26 protein-coding genes are annotated in these 23,837 nt (G+C 72.5%); 6 read left to right on the top strand and 20 right to left on the bottom strand.

What is annotated here, in order from left to right; all coding sequences use genetic code 11:
• Positions 1 to 4: 4 nt before the first annotated feature.
• Positions 5 to 751, top strand: a complete 747-nt coding sequence (locus tag ACYVLJ_RS40965) for an SDR family NAD(P)-dependent oxidoreductase (RefSeq protein WP_451974521.1) — start codon at positions 5 to 7, stop codon at positions 749 to 751.
• A 17-nt stretch (positions 752 to 768) separates the two neighbouring features.
• On the opposite strand, the gene ACYVLJ_RS40960 is transcribed toward ACYVLJ_RS40965, so the two are convergent.
• Both ACYVLJ_RS40960 and ACYVLJ_RS40955 read right to left on the bottom strand, forming a co-directional pair.
• Positions 769 to 1,575 carry a carbon-nitrogen hydrolase family protein gene (locus ACYVLJ_RS40960; protein WP_460442742.1) on the bottom strand — a complete coding sequence of 269 codons (807 nt, stop codon included), beginning with the start codon at positions 1,573 to 1,575 and terminating at the stop codon, positions 769 to 771.
• Complete coding sequence (locus ACYVLJ_RS40955) at positions 1,572 to 2,366, bottom strand: DUF1295 domain-containing protein (protein ID WP_460442741.1); 795 nt, start codon at positions 2,364 to 2,366, stop codon at positions 1,572 to 1,574. The genes ACYVLJ_RS40960 and ACYVLJ_RS40955 overlap by 4 nt, the downstream gene beginning before the upstream one ends.
• A 30-nt stretch (positions 2,367 to 2,396) precedes the next feature.
• Here ACYVLJ_RS40955 and ACYVLJ_RS40950 point away from each other — a divergent pair, with 30 nt between their 5' ends.
• Both ACYVLJ_RS40950 and ACYVLJ_RS40945 read left to right on the top strand, forming a co-directional pair.
• Positions 2,397 to 2,888 carry an EXPERA domain-containing protein gene (locus ACYVLJ_RS40950; protein WP_451974527.1) on the top strand — a complete coding sequence of 164 codons (492 nt, stop codon included), beginning with the start codon at positions 2,397 to 2,399 and terminating at the stop codon, positions 2,886 to 2,888.
• A gap of 11 nt (positions 2,889 to 2,899) precedes the next feature.
• The gene (locus ACYVLJ_RS40945; RefSeq protein ID WP_451974529.1) at positions 2,900 to 4,111 is read left to right on the top strand and encodes a threonine synthase; all 1,212 of its coding nucleotides are present in this window, start codon (positions 2,900 to 2,902) and stop codon (positions 4,109 to 4,111) included.
• Here the strand turns inward: ACYVLJ_RS40945 and ACYVLJ_RS40940 are convergent.
• The gene (locus ACYVLJ_RS40940; protein WP_451974531.1) at positions 4,108 to 4,461 is read right to left on the bottom strand and encodes an arsenate reductase family protein; all 354 of its coding nucleotides are present in this window, start codon (positions 4,459 to 4,461) and stop codon (positions 4,108 to 4,110) included. The two genes, ACYVLJ_RS40945 and ACYVLJ_RS40940, sit on opposite strands and share 4 nt — an antisense overlap.
• Positions 4,462 to 4,514: 53 nt before the next feature.
• Here ACYVLJ_RS40940 and ACYVLJ_RS40935 point away from each other — a divergent pair, with 53 nt between their 5' ends.
• Complete coding sequence (locus ACYVLJ_RS40935; protein WP_460442740.1) at positions 4,515 to 5,102, top strand: TetR/AcrR family transcriptional regulator; 588 nt, start codon at positions 4,515 to 4,517, stop codon at positions 5,100 to 5,102.
• A complete protein-coding gene (locus ACYVLJ_RS40930) occupies positions 5,099 to 5,719 on the top strand; it encodes an enoyl-CoA hydratase/isomerase family protein (RefSeq protein ID WP_460442814.1) in 621 nt (206 codons plus the stop codon). Before ACYVLJ_RS40935 ends, ACYVLJ_RS40930 begins: the two co-directional genes overlap by 4 nt.
• 260 nt (positions 5,720 to 5,979) lie before the next feature.
• Here the strand turns inward: ACYVLJ_RS40930 and ACYVLJ_RS40925 are convergent, their stop codons facing one another.
• From ACYVLJ_RS40925 to ACYVLJ_RS40900, 6 genes are all read right to left on the bottom strand, one after another.
• Positions 5,980 to 7,188: an RNA polymerase sigma factor gene (locus tag ACYVLJ_RS40925; RefSeq protein ID WP_460442739.1), complete on the bottom strand. Its 1,209-nt coding sequence runs from the start codon at positions 7,186 to 7,188 to the stop codon at positions 5,980 to 5,982.
• 80 nt (positions 7,189 to 7,268) lie between these two features.
• On the bottom strand, positions 7,269 to 7,619 hold the full coding sequence (locus ACYVLJ_RS40920; RefSeq protein ID WP_451974539.1) for a YciI family protein: 351 nt from the start codon (positions 7,617 to 7,619) through the stop codon (positions 7,269 to 7,271).
• A gap of 133 nt (positions 7,620 to 7,752) precedes the next feature.
• Complete coding sequence (locus ACYVLJ_RS40915) at positions 7,753 to 8,625, bottom strand: M48 family metalloprotease (RefSeq protein WP_460442738.1); 873 nt, start codon at positions 8,623 to 8,625, stop codon at positions 7,753 to 7,755.
• Positions 8,626 to 8,629: 4 nt separating this feature from the next.
• Complete coding sequence (locus ACYVLJ_RS40910; RefSeq protein ID WP_460442737.1) at positions 8,630 to 9,454, bottom strand: Rossmann-fold NAD(P)-binding domain-containing protein; 825 nt, start codon at positions 9,452 to 9,454, stop codon at positions 8,630 to 8,632.
• A 51-nt stretch (positions 9,455 to 9,505) separates the two neighbouring features.
• The gene (locus ACYVLJ_RS40905; RefSeq protein WP_460442736.1) at positions 9,506 to 9,877 is read right to left on the bottom strand and encodes a YciI family protein; all 372 of its coding nucleotides are present in this window, start codon (positions 9,875 to 9,877) and stop codon (positions 9,506 to 9,508) included.
• Positions 9,878 to 9,937: 60 nt separating this feature from the next.
• Positions 9,938 to 11,407, bottom strand: a complete 1,470-nt coding sequence (locus ACYVLJ_RS40900) for an MFS transporter (RefSeq protein WP_451974547.1) — start codon at positions 11,405 to 11,407, stop codon at positions 9,938 to 9,940.
• 24 nt (positions 11,408 to 11,431) lie between these two features.
• Here ACYVLJ_RS40900 and ACYVLJ_RS40895 point away from each other — a divergent pair, with 24 nt between their 5' ends.
• On the top strand, positions 11,432 to 11,875 hold the full coding sequence (locus ACYVLJ_RS40895) for a MerR family transcriptional regulator (protein ID WP_460442735.1): 444 nt from the start codon (positions 11,432 to 11,434) through the stop codon (positions 11,873 to 11,875).
• Here ACYVLJ_RS40895 and ACYVLJ_RS40890 read toward each other — a convergent pair.
• From ACYVLJ_RS40890 to ACYVLJ_RS40840, 11 genes are all read right to left on the bottom strand, one after another.
• Positions 11,872 to 12,918, bottom strand: coding sequence for a radical SAM protein (locus ACYVLJ_RS40890; protein ID WP_460442734.1), 1,047 nt, complete (start codon positions 12,916 to 12,918; stop codon positions 11,872 to 11,874). The two genes, ACYVLJ_RS40895 and ACYVLJ_RS40890, sit on opposite strands and share 4 nt — an antisense overlap.
• A 57-nt stretch (positions 12,919 to 12,975) precedes the next feature.
• The gene (locus tag ACYVLJ_RS40885) at positions 12,976 to 13,503 is read right to left on the bottom strand and encodes a flavin reductase family protein (protein WP_460442733.1); all 528 of its coding nucleotides are present in this window, start codon (positions 13,501 to 13,503) and stop codon (positions 12,976 to 12,978) included.
• Complete coding sequence (locus ACYVLJ_RS40880) at positions 13,503 to 14,849, bottom strand: FAD-binding oxidoreductase (protein WP_460442732.1); 1,347 nt, start codon at positions 14,847 to 14,849, stop codon at positions 13,503 to 13,505. The genes ACYVLJ_RS40885 and ACYVLJ_RS40880 overlap by 1 nt, the downstream gene beginning before the upstream one ends.
• Positions 14,846 to 15,184: a hypothetical protein gene (locus ACYVLJ_RS40875; RefSeq protein WP_460442731.1), complete on the bottom strand. Its 339-nt coding sequence runs from the start codon at positions 15,182 to 15,184 to the stop codon at positions 14,846 to 14,848. The genes ACYVLJ_RS40880 and ACYVLJ_RS40875 overlap by 4 nt, the downstream gene beginning before the upstream one ends.
• The gene (locus tag ACYVLJ_RS40870) at positions 15,181 to 16,479 is read right to left on the bottom strand and encodes an ATP-grasp domain-containing protein (protein ID WP_460442730.1); all 1,299 of its coding nucleotides are present in this window, start codon (positions 16,477 to 16,479) and stop codon (positions 15,181 to 15,183) included. The genes ACYVLJ_RS40875 and ACYVLJ_RS40870 overlap by 4 nt, the downstream gene beginning before the upstream one ends.
• A complete protein-coding gene (locus tag ACYVLJ_RS40865; RefSeq protein WP_460442729.1) occupies positions 16,476 to 17,543 on the bottom strand; it encodes an NAD(P)/FAD-dependent oxidoreductase in 1,068 nt (355 codons plus the stop codon). Before ACYVLJ_RS40865 ends, ACYVLJ_RS40870 begins: the two co-directional genes overlap by 4 nt.
• Positions 17,544 to 17,638: 95 nt before the next feature.
• Positions 17,639 to 19,177, bottom strand: coding sequence for a methionine--tRNA ligase (locus tag ACYVLJ_RS40860; RefSeq protein WP_460442728.1), 1,539 nt, complete (start codon positions 19,175 to 19,177; stop codon positions 17,639 to 17,641).
• Complete coding sequence (locus tag ACYVLJ_RS40855; RefSeq protein ID WP_460442727.1) at positions 19,174 to 19,545, bottom strand: cupin domain-containing protein; 372 nt, start codon at positions 19,543 to 19,545, stop codon at positions 19,174 to 19,176. The genes ACYVLJ_RS40860 and ACYVLJ_RS40855 overlap by 4 nt, the downstream gene beginning before the upstream one ends.
• Positions 19,542 to 20,873 (bottom strand): SidA/IucD/PvdA family monooxygenase, encoded by a 1,332-nt coding sequence (locus ACYVLJ_RS40850; protein WP_460442726.1) that lies wholly within the window; start codon positions 20,871 to 20,873, stop codon positions 19,542 to 19,544. Before ACYVLJ_RS40850 ends, ACYVLJ_RS40855 begins: the two co-directional genes overlap by 4 nt.
• Positions 20,874 to 20,933: 60 nt before the next feature.
• Positions 20,934 to 22,595, bottom strand: coding sequence for a peptide ABC transporter substrate-binding protein (locus ACYVLJ_RS40845; protein WP_460442725.1), 1,662 nt, complete (start codon positions 22,593 to 22,595; stop codon positions 20,934 to 20,936).
• Between the two features lie 31 nt (positions 22,596 to 22,626).
• Complete coding sequence (locus tag ACYVLJ_RS40840; RefSeq protein ID WP_451974572.1) at positions 22,627 to 23,802, bottom strand: acyl-CoA dehydrogenase family protein; 1,176 nt, start codon at positions 23,800 to 23,802, stop codon at positions 22,627 to 22,629.
• Positions 23,803 to 23,837 lie beyond the last annotated feature (35 nt).

Genomic DNA, 23,837 nt, shown 5'->3' with positions numbered 1-23,837 from the left:
AGTGATGACTGCAGATCTGTCCGGGTCGACGGCCCTGGTGACCGGCGGGACGAGCGGGATCGGCCGCGCGACGGCGGTCGCGCTGGCCGCGCTCGGCGCGCACGTGGTGGTGTCCGGCCGGGACGCGGCCCGCGGCGCGGAGGTCGTCGCGCGGATCCGGGAATCGGGCGGCAAGGCCGACTTCGTCGCGGCCGACCTGAAGGACGCTTCGTCGGCGCGCGAACTGGCCGCGCGTGCCCGTGAAATCGGCGGGCACGTCGACGTGCTGGTGAACAACGCCGGGATCTTCCCGACCGGGCCCACCGCGGACACGGCCGAGGCCGAGTTCGACCGCGTCTCCACGACGAACGTGAAGGTGCCGTTCTTCCTCGTCGCCGAGCTGGCGCCGGAAATGGCCGCGCGCGGGCACGGCGCCATCGTGAACGTGTCGACGATGGTCGCCGCGCGCGGCATGGCCGGGATGGCGCTCTACGGGTCGTCGAAGGCGGCGGTCGAGCTGCTGACCAAGGCGTGGGCCGCGGAGTACGGGCCGTCCGGCGTCCGGGTCAACGCGGTCAGCCCCGGCCCGACGCGCACCGAAGGCACGGCGGTCTTCGGCGACGGCCTGGACGAGCTGGCGGCCGCCGGCCCGGCGGGCCGCACGGCGGCCCCGGAGGAGATCGCCGCGGCGATCGCGTTCCTCGTGACCGGCGAGTCGAGCTTCGTCCAAGGCGCGATCCTGCCGGTCGACGGCGGGCGGCTGGCGGTGTAAGTCCGGCCGGGACGGCGTCACCGCAGGAAGGTGACGCCGTCCCGGGGGCGCTCGTCCACCGTCAGCGAGAAGACGTCCGGGCGCGCGTAGTGACCTGAGACGTCGAGGCTCTTGCGGGCGGTCACGATCTCCTCGAGGTCGATTTCCGCGGTGATCAGGCCTTCGCCGTCCCGCAACGGCCCGGCGAGGACCTCCCCCAGCGGGCCCACGATCACACTGCCGCCGCGGAACGGGTCTTCTCCCGCAGACTCGTACAGGCACGCCGAAACCACGAAACACCGGCCTTCGTCGGCGATGTGGCGCATCGAGGCCTGCCAGACGTCGCGGTCGTCCGCCGTCGGGGCGCACCAGATCTCCACGCCCTTCGCGTACATCGCCGCGCGCAGCAGGGGCATGTGGTTCTCCCAGCAGATCGCCGCGCCCGCCAGGCCCGCCGCCGTCGGGACGACCGGCAGCGTCGAGCCGTCGCCGCGGCCCCAGACCAGGCGTTCGCGCTCGGTCGGGACCAGCTTGCGGTGCTTGCCGACCAGGCCCAGGTGCGGGTCGAGGAACACCGCCGTGCTGTACAGCGTCGAACCGTCGCGCTCGATGACGCCCGCGACCAGGCTCGCGCCGGTGCGGGACGAAAGTGCCGCCAGCGCCGCCACCTCGGGGCCGGGGACGTCCACCGCCGCGCGGAAGTAGCCGGCGAACGGGCCTCCGCGCGGGTAGCCGCCGAGCACCGCCTCAGGCAGCACCACGAGCGAGGCGCCCCGCAGCTGCTCTTCGAACGCCAGGATCCGGTCCAGGCCCGCTCCGACCTGGAGCGCCGCGACGACCGTCATCGGCGGACGGACTCGCGCTTGGGCCACCACGGGACCACCGCGGACACCCGGCGCTGGTAGTCCGCGTACTCCGGGTACCGCGACTTCGTGATGCTCTCGGTGAACTTCGTCGACCCGACGAACAGCAGCGTCAGCAGGACCGCGCCCACGACCGTCCACTGCAGACCGCCCGCGACGACGCCGAACGCCGCGATCGCCCACCACTGTGCCTGCTCGAAGAAGAAGTTCGGGTGCCGCGAGCAGGCGAACAGGCCCGTCTGGCAGAAGCGGGTCGACGCGCGGCCCGCGTGCTTCTCGCGGTGGAAGACCCACTGCTGCTGGTCCGCGGCCGTCTCGCCGACCAGGAAGGCGGCGAAGATCACCGCGACCACGACGTCCGCGACGCCGAACGAGCCCTGGTGCTGCAGCGCCGTCAGCGCGGGCAGCGTGATCAGCAGCAGGATCGCGTTCTGGTACAGGGAGATGAAGAAGAAGTTGAACACCTGGAACTGCCACGGCGCCATCCGCTCGCGCAGCACCGCCCACCGGTAGTCCTCGCCGCCGCGGGCGTAACCACCCTTCCGGGCGAAGTTGAACGTCAGCCGGATCCCCCACAGGGCCACCAGCGCGAACATCACGTCCAGCCGCGCGTCGGCGAACCCGGCGGCGCCCGCGAAGATCGCCAGGTAGACCACCGGGACGATCGACCAGATCCGGTCCACCCAGGAGTACTCCCTGGTCAGCACCGACACCAGCCAGGTGCCGAGCGTCACCCCGGCGAAGACGTAGAGGCACACCCGCAGCGCGTCCATCCCCTCACAATAGGACCTAGGATCGGCCGCATGAACCTGCCGCTGCGGGACCGCAAGATCGACGTCTTCTTCGCGGTGCTGTTCTCGGCCTTCACGGTGACGTCGCTGATCAGCGACCTGCTGCCGACCGTCGGCGTCGACTTCTCGCAGCCGTCGAGCAACTTCTTCGTCAACTCGAACTATTGGTACGCCCACGACGCCGACGTCCTGTTCATGCACCCGCCGGACTGGATGCGGATCGTCACCGGGCTCTCGGCGTTCGTCTACATGCCGTTCTACGTCGTGCTGGTGTTCGCGTTGCTGACCGGCCGGAACTGGATCCAGCTGCCGGCGGTGATCTACGCGACGATGATCGTCACGCTGACCGGGATCGTCGTGTTCGGCGTCGAGTTCTTCGGCGACCCGGCATTCCGGACCGGCAACCCGGCGAAGTTCCTGGCGTTCAACCTGCCCTACGTCCTGGTGCCGCTCCTGCTGCTGGTCCGGATGCGCAAGCCACTCCCGTTCACCCGCCCGTTCTGACCGGAGGCGCCGTGCCGTACTCGTTCCTCAGCCACCTCGAATGCTCCCGGACCGGCGAGCGCCTCGACGCCGACGCGGTGCAGGGCCTGTCGCCCTCCGGCGCGCCGTTGCTCGCGCGCTACGACCTCGACGGCGTCCGCGAAGCCGTGACGCCGAAGGAGATCGCCGGGCGCGAACCGACGCTGTGGCGCTACCACGAGGTGCTGCCGGTGCGGTCGGCCGAACACGTGGTGAGCCTGGGCGAGGGCATGACACCGTTGCTGCGCCTGCCGCGCTACGGCCGTGAGCTGGGGCTTTCGCGGCTGTGGATGAAGGACGAGGGCCTCGTCCCGACAGGCACGTTCAAGGCGCGGGGTGCCGCGGTCGGCGTCTCGCGGGCGGCCGAGCTGGGCGTGGGCGGCATCGCGATGCCGACGAACGGCAACGCGGGCGCGGCCTGGGCGCTGTACGCGGCGCGCGCGGGCATGTCGAGCCTGGTCGCGATGCCGGACGACGCGCCGGCGATCACCATGCGGGAGTGCGTCGCCGCGGGCGCCGAGCTGTACCGGGTGGACGGTCTCATCGGCGACGCGGGGAAGCTCGTGGCGGACGCGGTTTCGCGTCGCTCCGGTGTGCAGGACGTCTCGACGTTGAAGGAGCCGTACCGCATCGAGGGCAAGAAGACGATGGGGTACGAGATCGCCGAGCAGTTCGGCTGGCGGCTGCCCGATGTCATCCTCTACCCGACCGGCGGCGGGGTCGGGATCATCGGGATCTACAAGGCGCTGCTGGAAATGCTGGCCCTGGGCTGGGTTTCCGGGCCGCTGCCGCGGCTCGTCGCCGTTCAGGCCACCGGGTGCGCGCCGATCGTCACGGCGTTCGCGGCGGGTGCCCGGGAGAGTGTTCTGTTCCCGGACGCCCGGACCGTCGCCTTCGGCATCACCGTGCCCAAGGCCCTCGGTGACTTCCTGGTGCTCGACGCGGTTTACGCCACCGACGGGACCGCTGTCGCCGTCACCGACGAGGAACTGCTTGCGGCGCAACGGGAACTGACAACCTTCGAGGGGACGTTCGTCTGCCCCGAAGGTGGTGCGTGCTTCGCCGCGCTCCGGCACCTGCGCTCGTCCGGGTGGCTTTCCGGCGACGAGGACGTCGTGGTCCTGAACACCGGCGCCGGGATCAAGTACCCGGAGACGGTGGCCCTGGACGTGCCTTTGCTGCCGCGGGACGGCCGCATTCCCTAAAGGACCGAGCGGACCGTTTCGGGGTCGCGGGCGACGACCGTCGTGCCGTCGTCGGCCGTGATGATCGGGCGCTGGATCAGCTTCGGGTGGTTCACCAGCGCTTCGATCCACTTCGGCCGGTCCGCGGGCGTGCGGCCCCACGTCTTGAGGCCGAGTTCCTTCGCGACCGGCTCCGCGGTGCGCGTGATGTCCCACGGCTCGAGGCCGAGCCGCTTCAGGACGGCCTTCAGCTCCTTGACGGTCGGCGGATCGTCGAGGTAGCGGCGGACGGTGTACTGCGCGCCCGCTTCGTCGAGCAGCGACACGGCGGACCGGCACTTCGCGCACGCGGGGTTGACCCAGATCTCCACGGCGGCAGCTTACCGCCCTGGTTTTGGAGCACGTGTTCTGTTACGGTGGCGGCATGCCCCGCCCCCGCGTTCACGACCTCGACGCGCTGCTCGACGTCGCCGAACGGCTCGTCGCGTCGTCGGGAGAGGTCACCGTGCGTGGCCTCGCGGCGGCCGCGGGAGTGCCGAACGGGACGATCTACCACGCGTTCGGGTCGCTGAACGCACTGCTGGCGCAGGTCTGGCTGCGCGCGGCGACGGCGTTCCTCGACCTGCAGACCTCGGTGGTGGACGCCGCGCCTTCGCCGGTGGACGCGGTCGTCGCGGCGGCGGACACGCCCGCGGTGTTCGCCACCCGGCGTCCTGACGGCGCGCGGATGCTGTTGAAGGTCCGCGGCGACCGGCTCTTCGGGCCCGACCTGCCCGACGAGCTGGCGGAGTCCCTGCACGCGCTGGACAAACGCCTGGTGGCGCTGCTCGTGCGGCTGGCACGTCAGGTGTGGGACCGCGGCGACGGCCTGGCCGTCGAGGTGATCACCACCTGCGTCGTCGACCTGCCGACCGCGTTCTTCCGGCGGGACATCACCGACCCCCTGGTGCGGGAAAGGCTGGCCGCCGCCGTGCGGGCCGTGCTGACCGTGCCACCCCGAGAAAAGGACTGACCGTGACCGTTTTGCACTTGGGCGACGACGAAAACCGCTTCTCGCCCGACTGGCTGCAGCGCGTTCATTCCACTTTGGACGAAGTGACCGACGTGCTGGTGACCACCGGCGGCGGCAAGTTCTACTCGAACGGCCTCGACCTCGAGTGGCTCCTCGCGAACGGCGACAAGGCCTCGGAGTACGTCGCCGAGGTGCAGGAGCTGTTCGCGCGGGTGCTGACGCTGCCGGTCCCGACGGTCGCGGCGATCAACGGCCACGCGTTCGGCGCGGGCGCGATGCTGGCGATGGCGCACGACTTCCGCGTGATGCGGGCGGACCGCGGCTACTTCTGCTTCCCGGAGGCCGACATCAACATCCCGTTCACGCCCGGGATGGCCGCGCTGATCCAGGGCAAGCTGACACCGTCGGCGGCGATCGCGTCGATGACCACCGGCCGCCGCTTCGGGGGCGCGGACGCGCTCGCGTTCGGCCTGGTGGACGAAGTCGCCGCGGAGCCCGATCTGGTGACGGTGGCCGCGGAGCGGGTCGAGGCCTTGGCGGGCAAGGACCGCGGCACGCTGGGCGCGATCAAGGCGACGATGTTCGCTCCGGCGGTCGCGGCTTTGCGCGCGGTTTAGCCAGCGGTAGCCTTGCGCGCGGCTTAGCCCTCCGGCTCCCGGCGGCCCTGCGGCTTAACCCTCCGGACCCGGAGGCCCCGCCCGCCGCTTAGCCTGCAGCCCCGGAAGCCTCCGCGCGGCGTAGCCTTCCAGCCCCCGGCAGCCCTGCGCGGCTCAGCCCTCCGGCCCCCGGCATCCAGTTTACCGGCGGCCACCGACACTTCCGGGCCTACGCACGCCGCCCGGGCCCACTCCATCCACACCCGCCGTGAGGGTGTCCCTCATGGCTCCCGGCACTCGGTGAGGCGGCGCCGGAGGTGGGCGCGCTCGGGTTCGGTGCGGGCCAGCGTCAGGGCGTCGCGGTAGGCCTGGGCCGCGTCGGTGAAGCGGCCCAGGCGGGCGAGCAAGTCGCCTCGTGCGGCCGGGAACGGGCTGTACTCGCGCAGGCGTGGTTCGTCCGCCAAGGCGTCGAGGAGCACGAGGCCCGCCGATGGGCCGTCGCGCATGGCCACCGCCACCGCCCGGTTCAGCTCCACCACCGGGGACGGCGCCAAGCCGCGCAGGACGTCGTACAACCCGACGATCTGCGGCCAGTCGGTCCGGGACACGTCCGGGGCATCGTCGTGCAGGGCCGCGATCGCCGCCTGGACGCCGTAGGGGCCCGGTGGGCCGCCGGTCAGCGCCACCGGGACCAGGTCGGTTCCCTCCGCGATGAGCGCCGGGTCCCAGCGGGCGCGGTCCTGGTCGTCGAGCAGCACCACGTCGCCGTCCGGACCGGTGCGGGCCTCCCGGCGCGCGTGGATCAGCAACATCAGCGCCAGCAGGCCCGCGACCTCCCGCTCCGCCGGCAGCAGCCGGCGGAGGATGCGGGCCAGCCGGATCGCCTCCTCCGCCAGGTCGAGCCGCTGCAGGTCCGGGCCCGAACTCGCCGCGTAGCCCTCGGTGAAGATCGAGTAGACGACCTGGAGCACGCCCGGCAGCCGGCCGGGCAGCTCGTCCGCGTCCGGCACCCGGAACGGGAGGCGAGCCGCGCGGATGCGGTTCTTCGCCCGCACGATCCGCTTGCCCATCGTCGCGCTGGGCACCAGGAACGCCCTCGCCACCTCCGGCGTCGTCAGGCCGGCCAGGCACCGCAACGTCAGCGCCGTCCGGTCTTCGGCCGGCAACGCCGGGTGGGCGCAGGTGAAGAACAGCTGCAGGCGCTCGTCCGGCAGGCCGCCGTCGGACGCCGGGGCGGGTGCGGCGCGGTCGGCCTCGACCTGCAGCACCGCGAGCCGGGCCGCGTAGGCCTGGTCGCGGCGCAGCCGGTCGACCGCCTTGCGCCGCGCCGTCGTCATCAGCCAGGCACCCGGCTTCGGCGGCACGCCTTCGGCGGGCCAGTGCACCAACGCGGCCTCGATCGCCTCGGACGTCACCTCCTCGGCCAGGTCGAGATCGCCGAACCGGCGGACGAGCGCGGCGAGCAACAGCCCGCGCTCCTCCCGGAACACGGCTGCCAGGGTCAGCCGGGACTCCACCCCGGGCCGGGGGCACCGCCCGGAAGCACCGGCCGCGCCGTCCGCCACGGCCGTCAGTCCCCGTAGGAAGCGAGCGGCCGGACGACGATGTGCCCGCCGTCGCGGGCGCCCGGGCAGCGCGCCGCCCAGTCGAGCGCGACGTCGAAGTCCGGCACGTCGACGACGAAGTAGCCGCCGAGCACCTCGCGGGACTCGGCGAACGGCCCGTCGGTGACGATCCGCTCGCCGCGCTCGTCGACGCGAACCGCGGCGGCCGTCGTGAAGTCGGCGAGCGAGTTGCCGCCGACGTGCACGCCGGCGTCCTTCATGGCCTTGTCGAACAGCATCCAGTCCTCCGGCGTGCTGCAGCCGGCGGGCTCGCCGTTCGCGTCGAGCGAGGCGTTGATCAGCATCAGGTACTTCACGGGATCCTCCTGTGGCTCGGTTGCCGTACGCGGTGACTACGAACGGCCGACGCCGCCTTGGACACCCCTCGAAGAAGATTTTCCCACGTCGGGAAACCGGCAAAACCGACCCGCGTTGCGCACGTGCTCGGGATCATCCCCGGAAGCCGCGGTCCTTCAGCTTCTTGATCCGGTCGATGTGCGCCGGGTGCCCGGCCAGCAACCGCGCCCACAGCCGCCGCTCGTCGCCGCCGGTCACCCGGATCCACTCGCGGAACAGCCCGATCAGCGCGGGACCGTAGCCCAGCCGCGCCGCCATCAGGTCGGCCCGGTACTCGCCGAGCCGTTTCGACCAGGCGAGGAGCGGGCCGAGCAGCGGCGTCAGCAGCAGCCACGGGTCGAGGAAGGCGAGCGCGGTGAGGATGCCCAGTGCCAGCAGCACGGTCACGAGCACGGCCACCGACCGCCCGAACGCGGCGAACGCGCGCCCGACGTAGGGCACGGCCAATGCGAGCAGCCGGACCAGGCGGGCCAGGACCCGGGCCGGCAGCTCCAGCCACCAGAGGAACAGGGAGACGCGGGTGTGCCCGGAAAGGTGGTGGCCGAGCTCGTGGGCGAGGATCGCCTCCAGGCCGGGGCGCGGGAGTTCGAGGGCCAGCCGCGTCACCGCGACGGTCCGGCCGCCCGCGGCGAAGGCGTTCAGCTCCCGCGAACGCTCGACCCACAGCCGGTACCGGCCGCTGTCCACCCCGGCGGCGGTGCAGACGGCCGCCCAGCACGGCGTCAGGCGCGTCAGCTCCCCCGCGGTCGGTGAGCGCAGGCCGAACAGCAGCGGCAGCAGGAAGTGTTCGAACGCGGGCACGAACGTGATCCCGCCCGCCAGCACCCAGCCCGCGGGGATCACCCAGAAGTACGGCGGCCACGCGAGCTTCCCGACGAGGGCGAGCACGAGCAGCCCACTGGCGACGACCGGCACCGACAACACGACGGCGAGCACGGCGGAGAGGTCGGGACGGGAGGCCTTCACCGGGTCAGTGGAAGGCGGCCGCGTGCGCGTGCGCCCAGTCGGCGAACGTGCGGGCGGGCCGTCCGGTCACTTCGGCCACCGTCGGGTACACCGTTGCCTCGTCGAGGGTCCCGGCGACGTAGAAGTCCCAGAACGCGTCGACGTACTCGCGGGGCATGCTCGCCTCCAGTTCGGCGCGCGTCTCCTCGTCGGACAGGCCCACGAACTCCAGGTCCCGGCCGAGCACCCCCGCCAGCACGGCGACCTGCTCGGCGGGCCGCATGGCCACCGGTCCGGTCAGGTCGTACGCCCGGCCCTCGTGGCCGCCCGCGAGGGCTTTCGCCGCCACCGCGGCGATGTCGGCCGGGTCGACGCTCGCCGCGGCGACGTGCGGGAACTGCGCGCGGACCGTGTCGCCTTCGCGCAGCTGCGGCAGCCAGCGCAGCGCGTTCGCCATGAACGCGCGCGGCCGCAGGAACGTCCAGTCCAGGCCCGACGCCCGGACCGCGCGTTCGGCGAGCGTCATGTACGCCGAGACCGCGTTGTCCAGGTTCTCGAGCGCGGCCGACCCGCCGGACAGCAGGACGATCCGGCGGACGCCCGCGTCCCGCGCCCGCGCGAGCATGCCGGGCATGTCCTGGTAGCCGGCCAGCAGGAAGATCCCGTCGACGCCCTTCAGCGCGCCGTCGAGACTTCCGTGGTCGTTGAGATCGCCGACGACGGCTTCGGCGCCCGGCGGCAGGGCGGCGTCCGGCCGCCGCACCAGCGCCCGGACCGGCTCACCCGCCTTCGCCAGTGCCGCAACCACTTCCGCGCCGACGTTGCCGGTGGCGCCGGTGACGAGGAACATCGCTCCACCCCCAGTGAACGGTTCCGCGCCAGCCTAGCGCCACCGGGGCCGTCAGTCCCGCGGCTGAAGGTCCTCGAACTCGACGACCTGGCGGACCTCCACCTCGATCTCGAGGTCGAACAGCTCGACGTACCGCTTCGCGAACTCGATGGCCTCCGCCCGGTCCGCGGCGTTGATCAGCGCGAACCCGCCGATGACCTCCTTGGCCTCGGCGAAGGGGCCGTCGGTGACGCGGACGGCCGCGCCGCGCGGCTTGCGGACCAGGGCGCCCTTGTCCGTCGGGTGGACGCCCTCCGCGGTGATCAGGATGCCCTTCTCGGCCGACTCCTGGATGAACCCGCCCATCTTCGCCATGAACTCCGGGGTGGGGTTCCACGCCTGCGGGTCGTGCTCGTCGATCCGGTGCATCATGAGGAAACGCATGGTCTGCTCCCTGGTTCTCGTCGGCCGGGGCCCGGGTCGTCCCGGGCTCGTGACCGGCCTTCACCCCCGCGTCGATCGGCCGCTCGCGGCGTTCGACATTTTTCCCCCGAGATTTTTCGGGAGCGGCGCAGGCCCCGCTTCGAGCTCGGTGAACAGCGCCGCCGCCCGCCGGGCCGTGACGGCCGCGCGGTCGCCCGTGCTCAGCAGCGCCAGGGCGAGGACGCCGGCGCCGAGCGCGGCCACCAGCCACCACACGCCGGCCGCGGTCCCGGTGCCCGTGCCGGCGATCGTCCCGGCGATCGCGACGCCCAGGGTGGTGCCGGTCTGCCGGCCCGCCGAGGCCAGCGAACCCGCGACCCCCGCCATCGACCGCGGCATCCCGGACACGGCGGTGTTGGTGATCGGCGGGTTGACCGTGCCGAGGAAGATGCCGAACAGCACGTAGACGGCGAGCACCGCGGGCAGCGGCGTCGCCGGGCCGAGCCACGCGGACGCGGCACCGCCCAGGGCGAGCGCTGCCCCGGCGACGACCAGCGGCAGCCGCGGGCCGCGCGTGCCGACCAGCCGGCCCGTCCTCGGCGAAAGGACCAGGACGAGCACGCCGACGGGGAGCAGGCACAGCCCGGCCGTCAGGGCGGTCATGCCGCGCGCGTCCTGCAGGTACTGCGTGGTCAGGAACAGGAAGGCGCCGAACCCGCAGAGCGAGAACAACGCCATGACGATCGCCGAGCTGAACGAGACACTGCGGAACAGGCGCAGTTCGAGCAGCGGGTCGGCGCGGCGCGGCTCGTACCGGAGCAGTCCCAGCACGCCGAGGCCGGCGAGGACGAGCAGGCCGAGCGTCACCGGCGACGTCCAGCCGAGCCACCGCGCCTCGATGATGGCCTCGACGACGCTGCCGAGCACGACGACCACCAGCACCTGGCCGACGAAGTCGAACCGGCGGGCCCGCGGCGCGCGGGACTCGGGCACGAACACGGCGGTGGCGGCGATCGCGACGGCGATGATCGGCACGTTGACCCAGAAGACGGCCCGCCAGCCGAAGCCGTCGACGAGCGCGCCACCGAGGATCGGCCCGAGCGCGAGGGCCAGACCCGACATCGATGCGAAGACGCCGATGGCGCGGGCGCGTTCGGCGGGCACCGGGTAGACGGTGGCGACGATGGCCAGGGCGACCGGGTTGAGCATGGTGCCGCCGACGGCCTGCACGGCGCGGGCCGCGATCAGCCAGCCGATGCCGGGCGCCAGGCTGCAGAGCAGCGAGCCGGCGCCGAAGACGGTGAGCCCGGTGAGGAAGACGCGCTTGCGCCCGAACCGGTCGGCGGTCGACCCGGCCAGCACTAGGAAACCGGCCAGCACGAGCGTGTAGGCGTCGACGGTCCACTGCAGGCCGGAGACGGAGGCGCCGAGGTCACGGCGGATCGACGGCAGCGCGACCGTGACGATGGAGATGTCCATCACCGCGACGACGATGCTGGCGCAGCAGATGGCCAGCACGAGCGCCGGGTGACGCGAAGTCGGAACGTTCATGGCATCGACGCTAGGATTTAGAGCGTGCTCGAAGTCAAACCGATCCCCGAGGCCGGCCTGACCATCGCCGAAGCGGCGAAACGCACCGGAGTCAGCGCACACACGCTGCGTTACTACGAACGCGCGGGTCTGGTGGTCGCCGAGGTCGACCGCACCTCCGGCGGCCGGCGCCGCTACCGCAAGCTGGACCTGGACTGGATCAAGATCTGCACCAAGCTGCGCGCGACGGGCATGCCGATCAAGCTGATCCGCCGCTACGCGGAGCTGGTCAGCGCCGGCCGCGGGAACGAGGAGGAGCGGCTGGCGTTGCTGGAGTCCCATCGGGCGGACGTGCTGGCCCGGCTCGAGGAGCTGCAGGAGAACCTGAAGCTGATCGACCGCAAGATCGGCGTCTACCGCGGCCGGCTGGAGGCCGGGGACGCGGACGGGTTGTGGGCGCCGGGCGGGGTGACCGGGAAAGGGTGTTAGAACAGCGTCGCCTGGGTGGGTTCCTCCGGGGGCTGCCCCCGCCGGCCGTTGAGGGCGAACTTGTCCTCGATCGCCTTGCCCGGCTCCGGGAAGCCGTACCGGGCGATCACCGGCCGGATGCGGGCCGCGATCTCGTGGCGGTACGCCGTCTCCGAGCCCGACGAATACAACCGCGTGTAGTCCGGCACCAAAGCCGGGTGCGCCGACCGGAGCCAGGCGAAGAACACGTCCTTCACCCCGGAAGACAGGTACAGCGGGTGGAACAGCACGTCGGTCGCCCCCGCCGCGGCGACCGCCGCCACCAGCTCCTCCAGCTGCGCAACCGAATCCGACAGGTACGGCAGGATCGGCGACAGGAACACCGTGCACGGCAGCCCGGCTTCGCGGATCGCGCGGACCGTCGCCAGCCGGGCGGACGTCGTCGCCGTGCCGAACTCCACCGACTGCTGCAGCTCCTCGTCCAGCATCGACAGCGACACGCCCAAGTGCACCGTGCACCGCGCCGAGGCGCGGACCAAAGCCGGCAGGTCCCGGCGGATCAACGGGCCCTTCGTCAGGATCGAGAACGGGACCCGGTGCCCGGACAGCGCGTCGATGATCCCCGGCATCAGCTCGTACCGGCCCTCCGCGCGCTGGTAGACGTCCGTGTTCGTGCCGAACGCCACCCGCGGCGGCAGCTTGCGCTTGCGGGCCAGCTCGTTCCGCAGCACCTCCACGATGTTCGTCTTGACGATCACCTCGTTGTCGAAGTCGCCCGCGATGTTCAGCCCCAGGCGCGTGTGCGTCGGCCGCGCGAAGCAGTACTGGCACGCGTGCGTGCAGCCGCGGTACGGGTTGATCGTGTACTCGCCCGGCAGCATCCGCGCGTCCGCCGGGACGTGGTTCAACGCGCTCTTCGCGAGCACTTCGTGGAACGTCACGCCGCGGAACTCCGGTGTCCGGACGCTGCGCACGAACCCCGTCAGCCGCGCCAGCCCGGGGAGTGCGCCCTCGTCGACCCGGTCCGCGCGCTGGCCGCTCCAGCGCATCACGTCTTCGTTCACCCGCCGAGCATGCCCGGGCCGCCGGGGCCCGGGCTAGCCGTATTCGGACATCACCCCCTAGAGCGCTTCGCCCCACTGCCCGGGCCCGGAGACGTGCCGCGGGTCGGTGACCGTGTGGTAGCCGCCGTGCACGAACACCAGGGCCGGCGCGTGCCGGTCGTGGCCGGTCGCCAGGACCTCCCCGACGACCAGCGTGTGGTCGCCGAGGTCGAACTTCTCGGCCAGGGCGCATTCCAGCCAGCTCGCACCGTCGAGGACGAGCGCGCCCGTCCGCTCCCCCGGTTTCGCTTGCAGGGCCGCGATTTCGGCGGCCCGCGCCGCGCGGGGCCCGGCGAGCCGGCGGGCGAGCTCGCGCGCGCCCGCCGGCAGGATGGACACCACCCAGGCGCCGGTCACCAGGAGATCCGTGAGGAACGCGGATTCACGGCGGAAGGCCAGCGAGACCAGCGGCGGGTCCAGCGAAATCGACCCCAGCGAGTTGACGGTCACGGCGTCGTGCCGCCGCCCGCCCGGCGTGTCCAGGTACGTCGTGGCGACGCACACGCCGGTCGCGAAGGTGCGCATGGCACCGCGGAGATCGGTCATCACAACGCCTGCGGGAACTCGAAGAACCGGTCCGGGTCGTACCGGCGCTTGACCTCGGCGAGCCGGGCGGCGTTCGGGCCGTAGTAGGCGTCGCGCCAGTCCTCGAGGTCCGGATCGGTGAAGTTGACGTACGACGCGTCCGGCGCGAACTCGCCCGTCTCGGCGTGCAGCGTGTGCAGCCAGTCCAGGTTCGCCGCGACGACGCCCGGCGAGTCGTCCGAAGTCCACGACGTGTCGAGGCTCAGCAGGAACTTCGTGTCCCGGTGCGGGAACGCGCTGCCGGCCACCGGGACGCGGCCGATCGCCCCGCCCCAGGCGAACAACGCGGCCCCGGCCCCGTCCGGGTTGCCGCTGCCGGGCCACTTTTCGACGGCCCGGACGAGCGCCTCCAGCCCGGCGTCGGCGATCGCGTGCGGCGTGCACCGCGTGCGGACGGCGAACGCCCCGCCCTCGCTGGCGTGGTGCAGGAACCGGGCCGCTTCCCAGAAGTCGCGGTCCTCGACGTCCACGCGGTCGGGTGCCGCGACGGCGAAGGCGGGGGCCAGCAGCTCACGCAGCTCCGACGCCGGGCCCAGGTGGTGGCCCAGCACGGAGACCACGCCGTCTTCGCCCGCCGAGCGCGCGATGCCGATCCGCGCGGAGAACTCCTCCGGCGCGACCAGCATGATCTCCTGCAGCACCGCCAGGACCTCGACCGCGTGCGGCCACGCCCAGAGCACCACGCAGGTCGAACCGGCCGGGGCCGGGCGCGCCTGGAACGTGAAGCTCGTGTTGACGCCGAAGTTGCCGCCACCACCGCCGCGGCAGGCCCAGAACAGGTCCGGGTGCTCCGTGGCGGACGCCGTGACGACCTCGCCGGACGCGAGCACGACGTCGGTCGAGACCAGCGCGTCGCACGTGAGGCCGTGCGCGCGGGAGATCGTCGTGACGCCGCCGCCGAGGGTCAGGCCGCCGATGCCGACGGTGTCGGAGTTGCCGAGCGGGAACGTCAGGTCCCACGGGCGCAACCCCGCGTACAGCGCCTTCATCGGCGTCCCGCCGCCGACGGTGACCAGCCCGGTGCCGCGGTCGACGCGGATCCCGGACAGTCCCCCGAGGTCGAGCACCAGGCCGGGACCCGCCGAGTGGCCCGCGTAGCTGTGCCCGCCGCCGCGGACGGACACGGGCACCGACTCCGCGCGGGCCCACTCGACGGCGCGGGCGACGTCGTCGGCGCGCACCACCGAAAGCACCGCCGCCGGGCGGGTGGCGGCGAACCGCCGGTTCACCGGGGCCACGGCGGCGAAGCCGGGGTCACCGGGGAACCGGAGCTCGCCCAGCCCGCGCAGCGCGTCCCACCTGGTCATGACGCGACCGCCTGCGGGATCTCCTCGAGGTAGGAGACGCCGGTGGCCGCGTGCTCGCCGTAGCGCTCCCAGACCTCGCGCAGCACGAGCGTGCCGCCGTGCCACTGCGGGGTGTTGGTGCTGTGCCCGGCGATCACCTCGCCGCCGCGCAGGACCATCGTGTAGGCCAGCCGCAGGACGCCGCCGGCGTCGCAGGTGCCGGTCACCGTGCCGCGCAGGACGTGCCCGCCCGCGAACTCCGCCCAGACCAGGTTCCCCCGCTGGCGGTATTCCGCGTACGTGCCGTCGCCGCCGCCCAGTGCCTGGAACCGGCGGCCGTCGTAGTGGATGCTCATTCGTCCACGTCCAGGAGCCCGGCCGGCATGGCGAGGGTGGTGCCCACGGGCGGCGGCTCGATCTCGACGGCGTCGAGCTCGACGAGCGAAGCCGCGTGCTCCAGCCGGCCGCGGCACGTCTCGGCGTCGTTCGCCTTGCACACGACGAACGAGTGCCGCGCGATGTAGCCGCCCGGCGGCAGCCGCAGCGTGGTGCCCGGCTCGACCATCGGCGACGCCGTGACCAGGCCGTCGGCGTCCCACGGCACCTCGACCGAGTGCACGACGCAGTCGTGGTCCGGGTAGCCGAACCGGATGCCGGCCACCCCCGAGCGCGTCGGGGTGACGTCCGGGCGCCGGCCGGTGGCGACGTCGAACAGGACGCTGCCCGGGTCGATGCCGGTGGCCGTCTTGCCGAGGAACGGGATGAGGTCGCCGCCGAGCCGGCCGTTGACCTCGATGATCACCGGGCCGCGGGCGGTCAGCCGGACCTCGGTGTGGGTGATCCCGTTCTCGATGCCGAGCACCTTGTGCGCGTCGGCGAGCACGCCCAGCAGCTCCTCGTCGCGCAGCAGCGGGTCGGAGGCGTCGACGAGGTGGCCGGTCTCCTCGAAGAACGGCGGCATGCCGGTGCTCTTGCGGGCGACGAACATCGGCAGGTACTCGCCCTGGTGGACGGCGCCGTCGATGCTGATCTCCGGGCCGTCGGCGAAGCCTTCGACGATCGCGCCGCCGCGGTAGGGCTCGTCGCCGACCAGGCTGGCCTCGTGGGCGACGCGGTAGGCGGCGTCGAACTCCGCCGCGTCCCGGGCGAGCGAGACGCCCATGCTGGCGCCGAGCGCGCGGGGCTTGACGACCACCGGGAAGCCGATCCGGGCGACCGCCGCGCGGGCGTCGTCGAGGTCGGCGGCCAGGTGGAAGCCGGGCTGCGGCAGGCCGGCCTCGGTGAGCCGGACGCGGCAGCTGTGCTTGTCGCGGCAACCGTGCACACCCGGGATGCTCAGGCCCGGCACGCCGAACTCGGCCGCCAGCTCCGCCGCGGGCATCACCAGCGGCTCGTCCCAGCAGAGCACCCCGGCCACGGTGTAGCGGGTCGCGAGCTCGCGGGCGGTCCCGGCCAGCAGCGCGTGGTCGAAGACGTTGACGACGGTGATGTCGTCGAAGTACTCGTGCTGCCAGGTCGGCTTGAGGTTGTTGATCAGGACCAGCCGCAGTCCGGCTTCGCGGGCGCGGTCGGCGACGGACTTGACGAGGTATTCGCGGTACAGCTTGAGACCGCTGCCGATGACGAGCAGCGCACCCGGGTTCGGGTTCATCGGAAGTCCTTTCGGGTCAGGGGAACGAGGGCGGGGCCGGCCAGTTCGGCGACGACGTCGTCGGCGGCCAGCGGGGCGGTGCGGAAGCCGTCGGGGCCGCTGGCCGGGCGGGCCCACGCGGCGGCCCCGACGCGGACGAAGCCGGTGTCGCCGTCTTCGGCCGTGGCGTAGTGGCAGTGCTTGACGCGCACGACGGCGTAACCGTCCACATCGGACACGACGCCGGCGGCCAGAACCCGCGCCGCCCAGCCCGCGTCGTCGTCGGGGCCCGACAGGGTGCGCACCTCGCGCCGGACGGCGTCGGTGCTGACCTTGAGCAGGGTGCCCGCCACCGACGGCAGCAGCCACGCCCGTCCGTCGGCGCCGATGCCGCCCGCGGTGGGCGTCGCCGCCCAGGCGTGGGCGAGTGCGGCGGGCGGGCGCAGGTAGACCATCGTCTGCCGGTGCAGGAACACCGGCCGGTCGACCAGCGCCCCGGTCCACGGCCCGGCGGCGACGAGCACGACGTCGCCGGTTTCGGCGGTGCCGTCGGCCAGCTCCACCCGCGCCCGGTCGGCGTCGACGGCGACGGCCTCCCGGCCGGGCCGCAGCTCGGCGTCCGGGTGGTGCCGCAGCCAGCGGGCCGCGGCGTGCAGCACGCGGTCGGCGAGCAGCGTCCCGGCGTGCGGCTCGAGCACGGCACCGCTGCCGCGCGGGAAGCCGACGAGCGGGTAGGCGGACGGGTGCACGATCCGGACCGGGACCCCGGCGGCCGCCGCGGTGGCGACGGCCGCCGGGATCTGCCCGGGCGGCAGGGCCTGGAGCACCCCGACGCGCCGGTAGAGGCCGGCACCCGGCAGGTGGTCGCACAGCAGGGCGTCCAGCTCCCGCCACCGCCGGTGCAGCTCGGCGGCCCGGCGGGTGGCGGCCCGGTCCCCGACGACGAGCGCCCGCAGCGCCCGGTGCTGGTCGAAGGAGGTGGCCCCGGGGTGCGGCACCGGGCCGCGTTCCAGGAGGACCACGCGGTGCCCGGCCAGCACGGCCCGGATCGCGGTGAGCAGCCCGGTGATCCCGGCCCCGACCACGACGACCCGCAGGCCCCCAGCCGTCGCTTTCCCGGGAAAGTGATGCCCTTCGCTTTCACGAAAAAGCGACGCGCTGTCCTGCCAGGTGCCCGTGCTCACCGCCCGGCCCCCGCTTCCCGCAGCCGCGGCAGCGCGACCGGGGTGAACGACTCCGCGTCCGCCCCGGCGTCCGGGCCGAGCACCCGCGCCGCCAGGTCCACCAGGATCGGCGCGGCCCCGCGCAGCAGCCGGTCGACCTCGAAGCAGAAGTCGCCGGCGTCCGCGGCCGTCACCTCGCGGCGGTCGAGCCGGGCCAGCTGCTCGGTGATCGCCTCGGCCGCCCGGTTCAGGCTGAACCCGGCCAGCTCGTACGAAGCCGCGAACCGCTCGGCCATCCGCGAAGCCGCGCGGCGCGACCGCGAAGACACCGGCAGCGGGCCCCGCCCGGTCCAGCGGTTCACCTTGTCCGCGACGCGGTTCCAGGGCTCGACCAGCCGCGAAGACGTGACGCTCGCCAGCGCGTCCCGGCTGAAGCTGGTCCGCTGGTGCTCCGGGCTGGTCGCGGCCAGGTGGAACCGGATCAGGTCGCGCGGCACCTCGGCGGCCAGCTCCCGGCTCCACACCACGTGCCCGCGGCTGGTGGAGAACTTCTTGTGGTCCAGCTCGTAGAACTCGTTGGTCAGGTACCGCGTGGGCACCTCGTAGCGGCCGTCGAGCGCGAAGAGCATGGCCGGGCCGGCGATCGCGAACGGGTAGATGTTGTCGAACCCGAGGAAGTACACGATCTCCGAACCCGCCCCGGCGAGCCACAGCGCGTCTTCCGGACCCGGCCGGCCGGACCGCGCTTCCGCGGCCAGCGCCGTCGCGTGCATGCTCCACGCCATCGGCTCGGCGTTGGGGTTGACGCGCTGCTCCGCGACCTCCGGGAAGGGCACCTCGATGCCCCACGAGATCGGGTAGGTCACCGGGAAGTCCGGCAACGGCCGCGCGAGCATCGCCGCCATCGCCTGCGCCATGTGCGGCCGCAGCCCCGCGGCGTGTGCCTCGAAGTGCGCCCGCAGCTGCTCGCGGTAGCGCTCGACGGGCAGCACGAGCACGTCCGCTTCCCGCAGCTCCACCGGGTCCGCGGGGTCCAAAGTGGACCGGACGTCCAGCAGCTCCCCCGCGGCGACGAGCTGCCCGCAGCTCTCGCACAGCCCAGCGCACCCCTCGGCCAGGCACTCCGGGCAGCTGCCCGACGCGAACCCGTCCACGAGGAACTCGCCGGTCCGCGACGAGTACGGGAACTTCATCGTGCGCAGTTCCAGCTTGCCCGCCGAGTGCAGCCGGCCGACGAATTCGGCGACCCACCGGGTGAACCGGGCGTCGTCGCCGGTGTAGCCGTCGACGCCGATGCCCATGGCTTCGAGGCTCGCGGAAATCTGCGCGGCGGAGGTCGCGACCAGCTCGGCCGGCGTGACGCCGCGCCGGTGCGCGGTCGTCACCACGAACGTCGAGGTGTCCTGGAACCCCGTGCCCAGCAACACTTCCCGGCCCTGCGAGCGGGCGTAGCGGGTGTGCACGTCGGCGGCCAGGAACGGGCCGGCGATGTGCCCGAGGTGCAGGTCGCCGTTCGCCGTCGGGGCCGGCGAGATGACGACCGTGCGGGCGCTCATGACACGCCCGCTTCGTGGCGGGCCGTGAACTGCGCGGCCATCTCGGTGTCCCACCAGACGCCGTAGTACTCGAAGTCCGCGTCGCCCTCGTTGGTGACGCAGTGCTTCGAACCCGGCGGCAGCCGGACGACGTCGCCGGCGGTGAACGGGTGCGGCTCGTCGTCCACGACCAGCGTCGCGCTGCCGGAGACGGCGATGAAGATCTCGTACTCGTGGTGGGCGTGCGGCGTGGACGTCGTGCCCGGGCGCAGGACGCACCAGGCCCCTTCGAACGGCGCGTTCAGCTGCGGCCAGGGCAGCAGGCGCTGGGAGTCGAGCCCGTACGCGCGTTCCAGGTTTTCGCGGTCGAGCGAGCGGATGTCGATCATACCGCCACCACCACGGACTCGTCGGACCGGCGGAGGTCGTCGTCGGGATCCGCACCCGTGGCGCGGCGCTCGACGATGTCGCCCGCGATCTCGGCCGAGCGCTGCGCGAGCACGCTGATCAGCGAGTCCGAGATGCCGTGCGTCGCCTCGTTGACGCCCTGCAGGTACAGCGCGCCGTGGGCGTCTTCACCGAGGTCGGCGCGGTACTGCCGGTTGACGGTGACGCCGTCCAGGCCGATCGCGCCGGCCAGGCCGCGGACCATCGACGGCATCCGCGGGTCGAAGCCCGTGCCGAGGAAGACCGCGTCGCAGTGCACCCGCTCGACCATGTCGTGCTTGAGGTCGCGGACGTCGAGCACGATCTCGCCGCCTTCGGCGCGGGCGCCGACGACGTCGGCCGAGCCGCGGATCGTCGAGACGGGCTGGCCGAGCATCTTCTGCTTGTAGAGCATGGTGTAGAGCTCTTCGAGGAACGGCGCGGCGAGGCCGCCGTAGTTGGTCAGGTGCATCTCTTCCAGCACCTTCGCCCGGGCCTCGTCGGACATCGTGAAGAACTCGTCCACGAACGACGGGAAGAACAGCTCGTTGACGAACTTGCTGGTCTGGTAGTCCTTCAGCGCGATCGACCGCAGCAGCAGCGTCGGCGACGAGCCCGGCGCCTCCTGGTGCAGGGCCATGAACATCTCGGCCGCGCTCTGCGCGCCGCCGACCACGACCGGCCGCAGCGCCTTGCCCGGCCGGGCCAGCCCGACGGTCTCCGCGACGCGGGTGCTGAACTCCGTGCTGTGCACGACCCGCTCGGCCGGCAGCCCGCGGAACACCTCGGGCACGTGGGCGTCGCGGCCGCCGCCGACGACGAGGTCGCGGCAGAGGATCGTGTCGCCGTCGGACAGCGGGACGGTGAAGCCGAGCACCCGGCCCGACTCCGAGTGGATCGGCAGGACGCGCTCGGCGCGGGCGTTGTAGCGCACCTTCACCTGCTCCAGCGAGTCGGCCACCCACTGCAGATAGGCCGAGACCTGCCAGCGGAACGGGTTGAACGTGCCGAGGTTGACGAACTCGTCGAGCTCGCCGCGCTCGTGCATGAAGTTGAGGAAGGAGAAGCGGCTGCGCGGGTTGCGCAGGGTCACCAGGTCCTTCACGTAGGACACCTGGCTGCGCGCCCACGGCAGCATCAGGTTCCGCTGCCACTTCACGTCTTCGTACTGCTCGAGGACCATCGCGCCGCCGGCCACGCCGGAGCGGCCGCACTCCTCGAGGGCCACGGCCAGCGCGAGGTTCGCCGGGCCGGCCCCGATCATCAGGACATCCACTTCGTGGACAGTCATCGCTGTTCTTCTTTCCGGGATCGACGTGCGGCGCGCCGGTTCGCGGCGCGCCGCACGGAGCTACTTGCTGACGGTGACGCTGAACAGGTCGAGCTCGCGGAACTGGGTGGGCTGGACGTTGTGCAGCCGGGACGCCCACGCGGCGGTGCCGGACTGCCACCAGATCGGGATGGTCGGCATGTCCTGCAGGACGAGCTTTTCGGCCTGCTGGTACAGCGCCTGGCCCTGCTGCTGCGACGGCGCCGCGTCGGCCTGCTTGAGCAGGTCGTCGACCTTCGGGTTCGAGTACTGGCCGACGTTCGAGGCCGCGCCGGTGCGGAAGAGCGGGTTGAGGAAGTTCTCGATCGACGGGTAGTCCGCGACCCACGCCGAGCGGTAGATGCCCGTGACGGACCGGTCGTTGAGCTTCTTGCGGAACTCGCCCAGCGTGGTCTGCGGGGTGAACTTGCAGGTGTGGCCCAGCGAAGCCTGGATCTGCTTGCAGATGACCTCCATCCACTCCTGGTTGCCGGAGTCGATGTTGGACGTCAGCTCGATGTCACCGGTGAAGCCCGAGGCGTCGAACAGCTGCTTGGCCTTCTGCGGCTGGTAGGTGCACAGCTCGCCGCACTGGTTGTCCAGGTGGCCCTGGACGTTCGGGGCGACCAGGCCGTCGGCCGGGGTGCGGCCGCCGTTGAACACCTGCTGGATCAGCGCCTTGCGGTCGATGGCCATGGAGATCGCCTGGCGGAACTGCGGGCTGTCGTAGCGCTTGTCGAACAGCGGGAACGCGATCGCCTGGTAGCCGAGGTAGGTGTAGGTCTTGCGGCGGTCGTCGGGCAGGTCCTTCTTGATCTTGCCGCCCTGGGTCGACGTCCACGGCGTGAAGGAGAGGAAGTCGAGCTTGTTGGCCAGGACGTCGGCGTAGGCCTTGTCGAGGTCGGTGTAGAAGCGGAAGTCGATACCGCCGATGTTCGGCTTCTGCGCGCCGGCGAAGCCGTCGAACCGCTTGACGACCAGGTCCTTGCCCGGCGTGTAGGACTCGAACTCGAACGGCCCGTTGCCGATCGGGTGCGCTTCGAAGGCCTTGCGGTCGGCGAAGAAGCTCGCGGGCATCGGGAAGAACGCCGCGTAGCCCAGCTGGACGCCGAACTCCGAGAACGGCGCGTCGAGGGTGACGGTGAACGTCCTGTCGTCGACGATCTTCAGGCCCGACAGCGTCTTCGCGGCCGGCAGGGTGGCCGGCTGCTTGCCGTCCGCGGTCGCGTTGTTGACCTGCGCGAAGCCCTCGACGTGCGAGAAGTAGCTGGCGCCGGCCATCAGGTTCGGCGAGTACGCGGTGTAGTTCCACGCGTCGACGAAGCTCTTCGCGGTGACGGGCGTGCCGTCGTGGAACGTCCAGCCGTCCTTGAGCTTGATCGTCCACACCTTGGAGTCGGTCGTGGTGACCGAGTCCGCGACGGCGTTGTGCGGGGCGGCCGTCTTGGCGTCGTACTCGATCAGGCCGCGGAAGAGCGTGCCCAGCACGCTGATCCCGCCGACCTCGGTGGTGTTGCCGGGAACCAGCGGGCTGGCCGGTTCGGTCTCGCTGTAGCTGATGACGGCGTCGCGGTCGATGGCCGCCGCGGCCGGGGCGGCGGCGCCGTCCGGGGTCGGGGCGGTGGTGCCGGACGGCGTGCTGCACGCCGTGAGCGTCACGGCCAGCACGGCGGCCGCGCACACGGCGGCCCGGAGCTTTCGCATGGGTGTCTTCCTTTTCGTGGGGTGGGGTCAGTCAGCGCCGGCTCGAGGTGATGCCGAGGGCCAGCGGGAACGCGGGGCGGCCACCGAGGAGGTGGGCGCCGGCGGTCTGCAGGATCCGGTCCTGCGCCACGATGTGCTGGCACATCGTGGTGGTGTCGCGCAGCCAGCGGTCCAGCGGCGAGGGCCGGTAGATCGCGGACGTCTGCACGAGGTCGTAGAGGCGGGTGACGATCGAGCGGGCGGTGCGGAACGCGTGCCGCCGCGACAGCGGCAGGGCGGCCCGTTCGCGCGGGGTCAGGTCGTCGAGGGTGCCGCCCGCGACGAGGACTTCCTGCTGGCGCCGCAGCGCGCCGTAGACGCCCTCGCGAGCCGCGGCGAAGTCGCCTTCGCACTCGGCGATCGTGGTCTGCGTGCGGTAGTCGTCCTCACGCCCGGCGGCGACGGCGGTGTCCGTGACGTGGTCGAGGGCGGCGCGGGCGACGCCGAGCGCGACGCCCGGCATGTTCCGCATGTGCACCTCGGGCTGGGCCAGCGGACCCGAGCCGCCGCGGACTTCGGCGAAGACGAGCGTGTGCTCGGCGGGCACGAACACGTCGGTGATCGCGTAGTCGCAGCTGCCGCTGCCCGCCAGGCCGGTGGTGTGCCAGGTGTCCAGCACCTCGACGTCGGCCTTCGGCACCATGAGCAGGATCGAGTCGTGCTCGGGCTCGCCGTCGCGGTAGAGGAACGCCCCGGAGACGACCCAGTCGGCGTGGGTGACCCCGCTGCCGAACTGCCAGCGGCCGGTCAGGCGGTAGCCGCCGGGGACGATTTCCGCGCGGCCGTTGGGGAAGAGCAGCCCCGCGGTCGCCATGTCCAGGCTGGGGAACATCGCTTCGGCGACGGCGTGGTCCAGGAAGGACGCGTACAGACCGGTGTCCGACCCGATCATCGCGCACCAGGCGGCGCCGGCGTCGCCGTGGGCGAGGGCCTCGATCACCTCGGTCTGCTCGATCGAGGTGAGCTCGGGCCCGCCGTGGGCGCGGGAGAACCCCATCCGGAACACGCCAGTGCCGCGCAGGAGGTCCACGACGTCCGCGGGCAGCCGCCGGGCCCGCTCGATCTCTTCGGCGCGCTCCCGCAGCACGGGGGCCAGGGCCTGCGCCCGGGCGAGGATCTCCGAGGCGGTCTCGGGCGGCCGGACGGGCAGCGGCTCGACTACGGTCATCACATCACTTCCCTCGAGGTCTTCTTCTCGGTTGT

The organism is Amycolatopsis stemonae (assembly GCF_054781455.1).
This window is presented reverse-complemented; position numbering and strand designations above follow the sequence as displayed.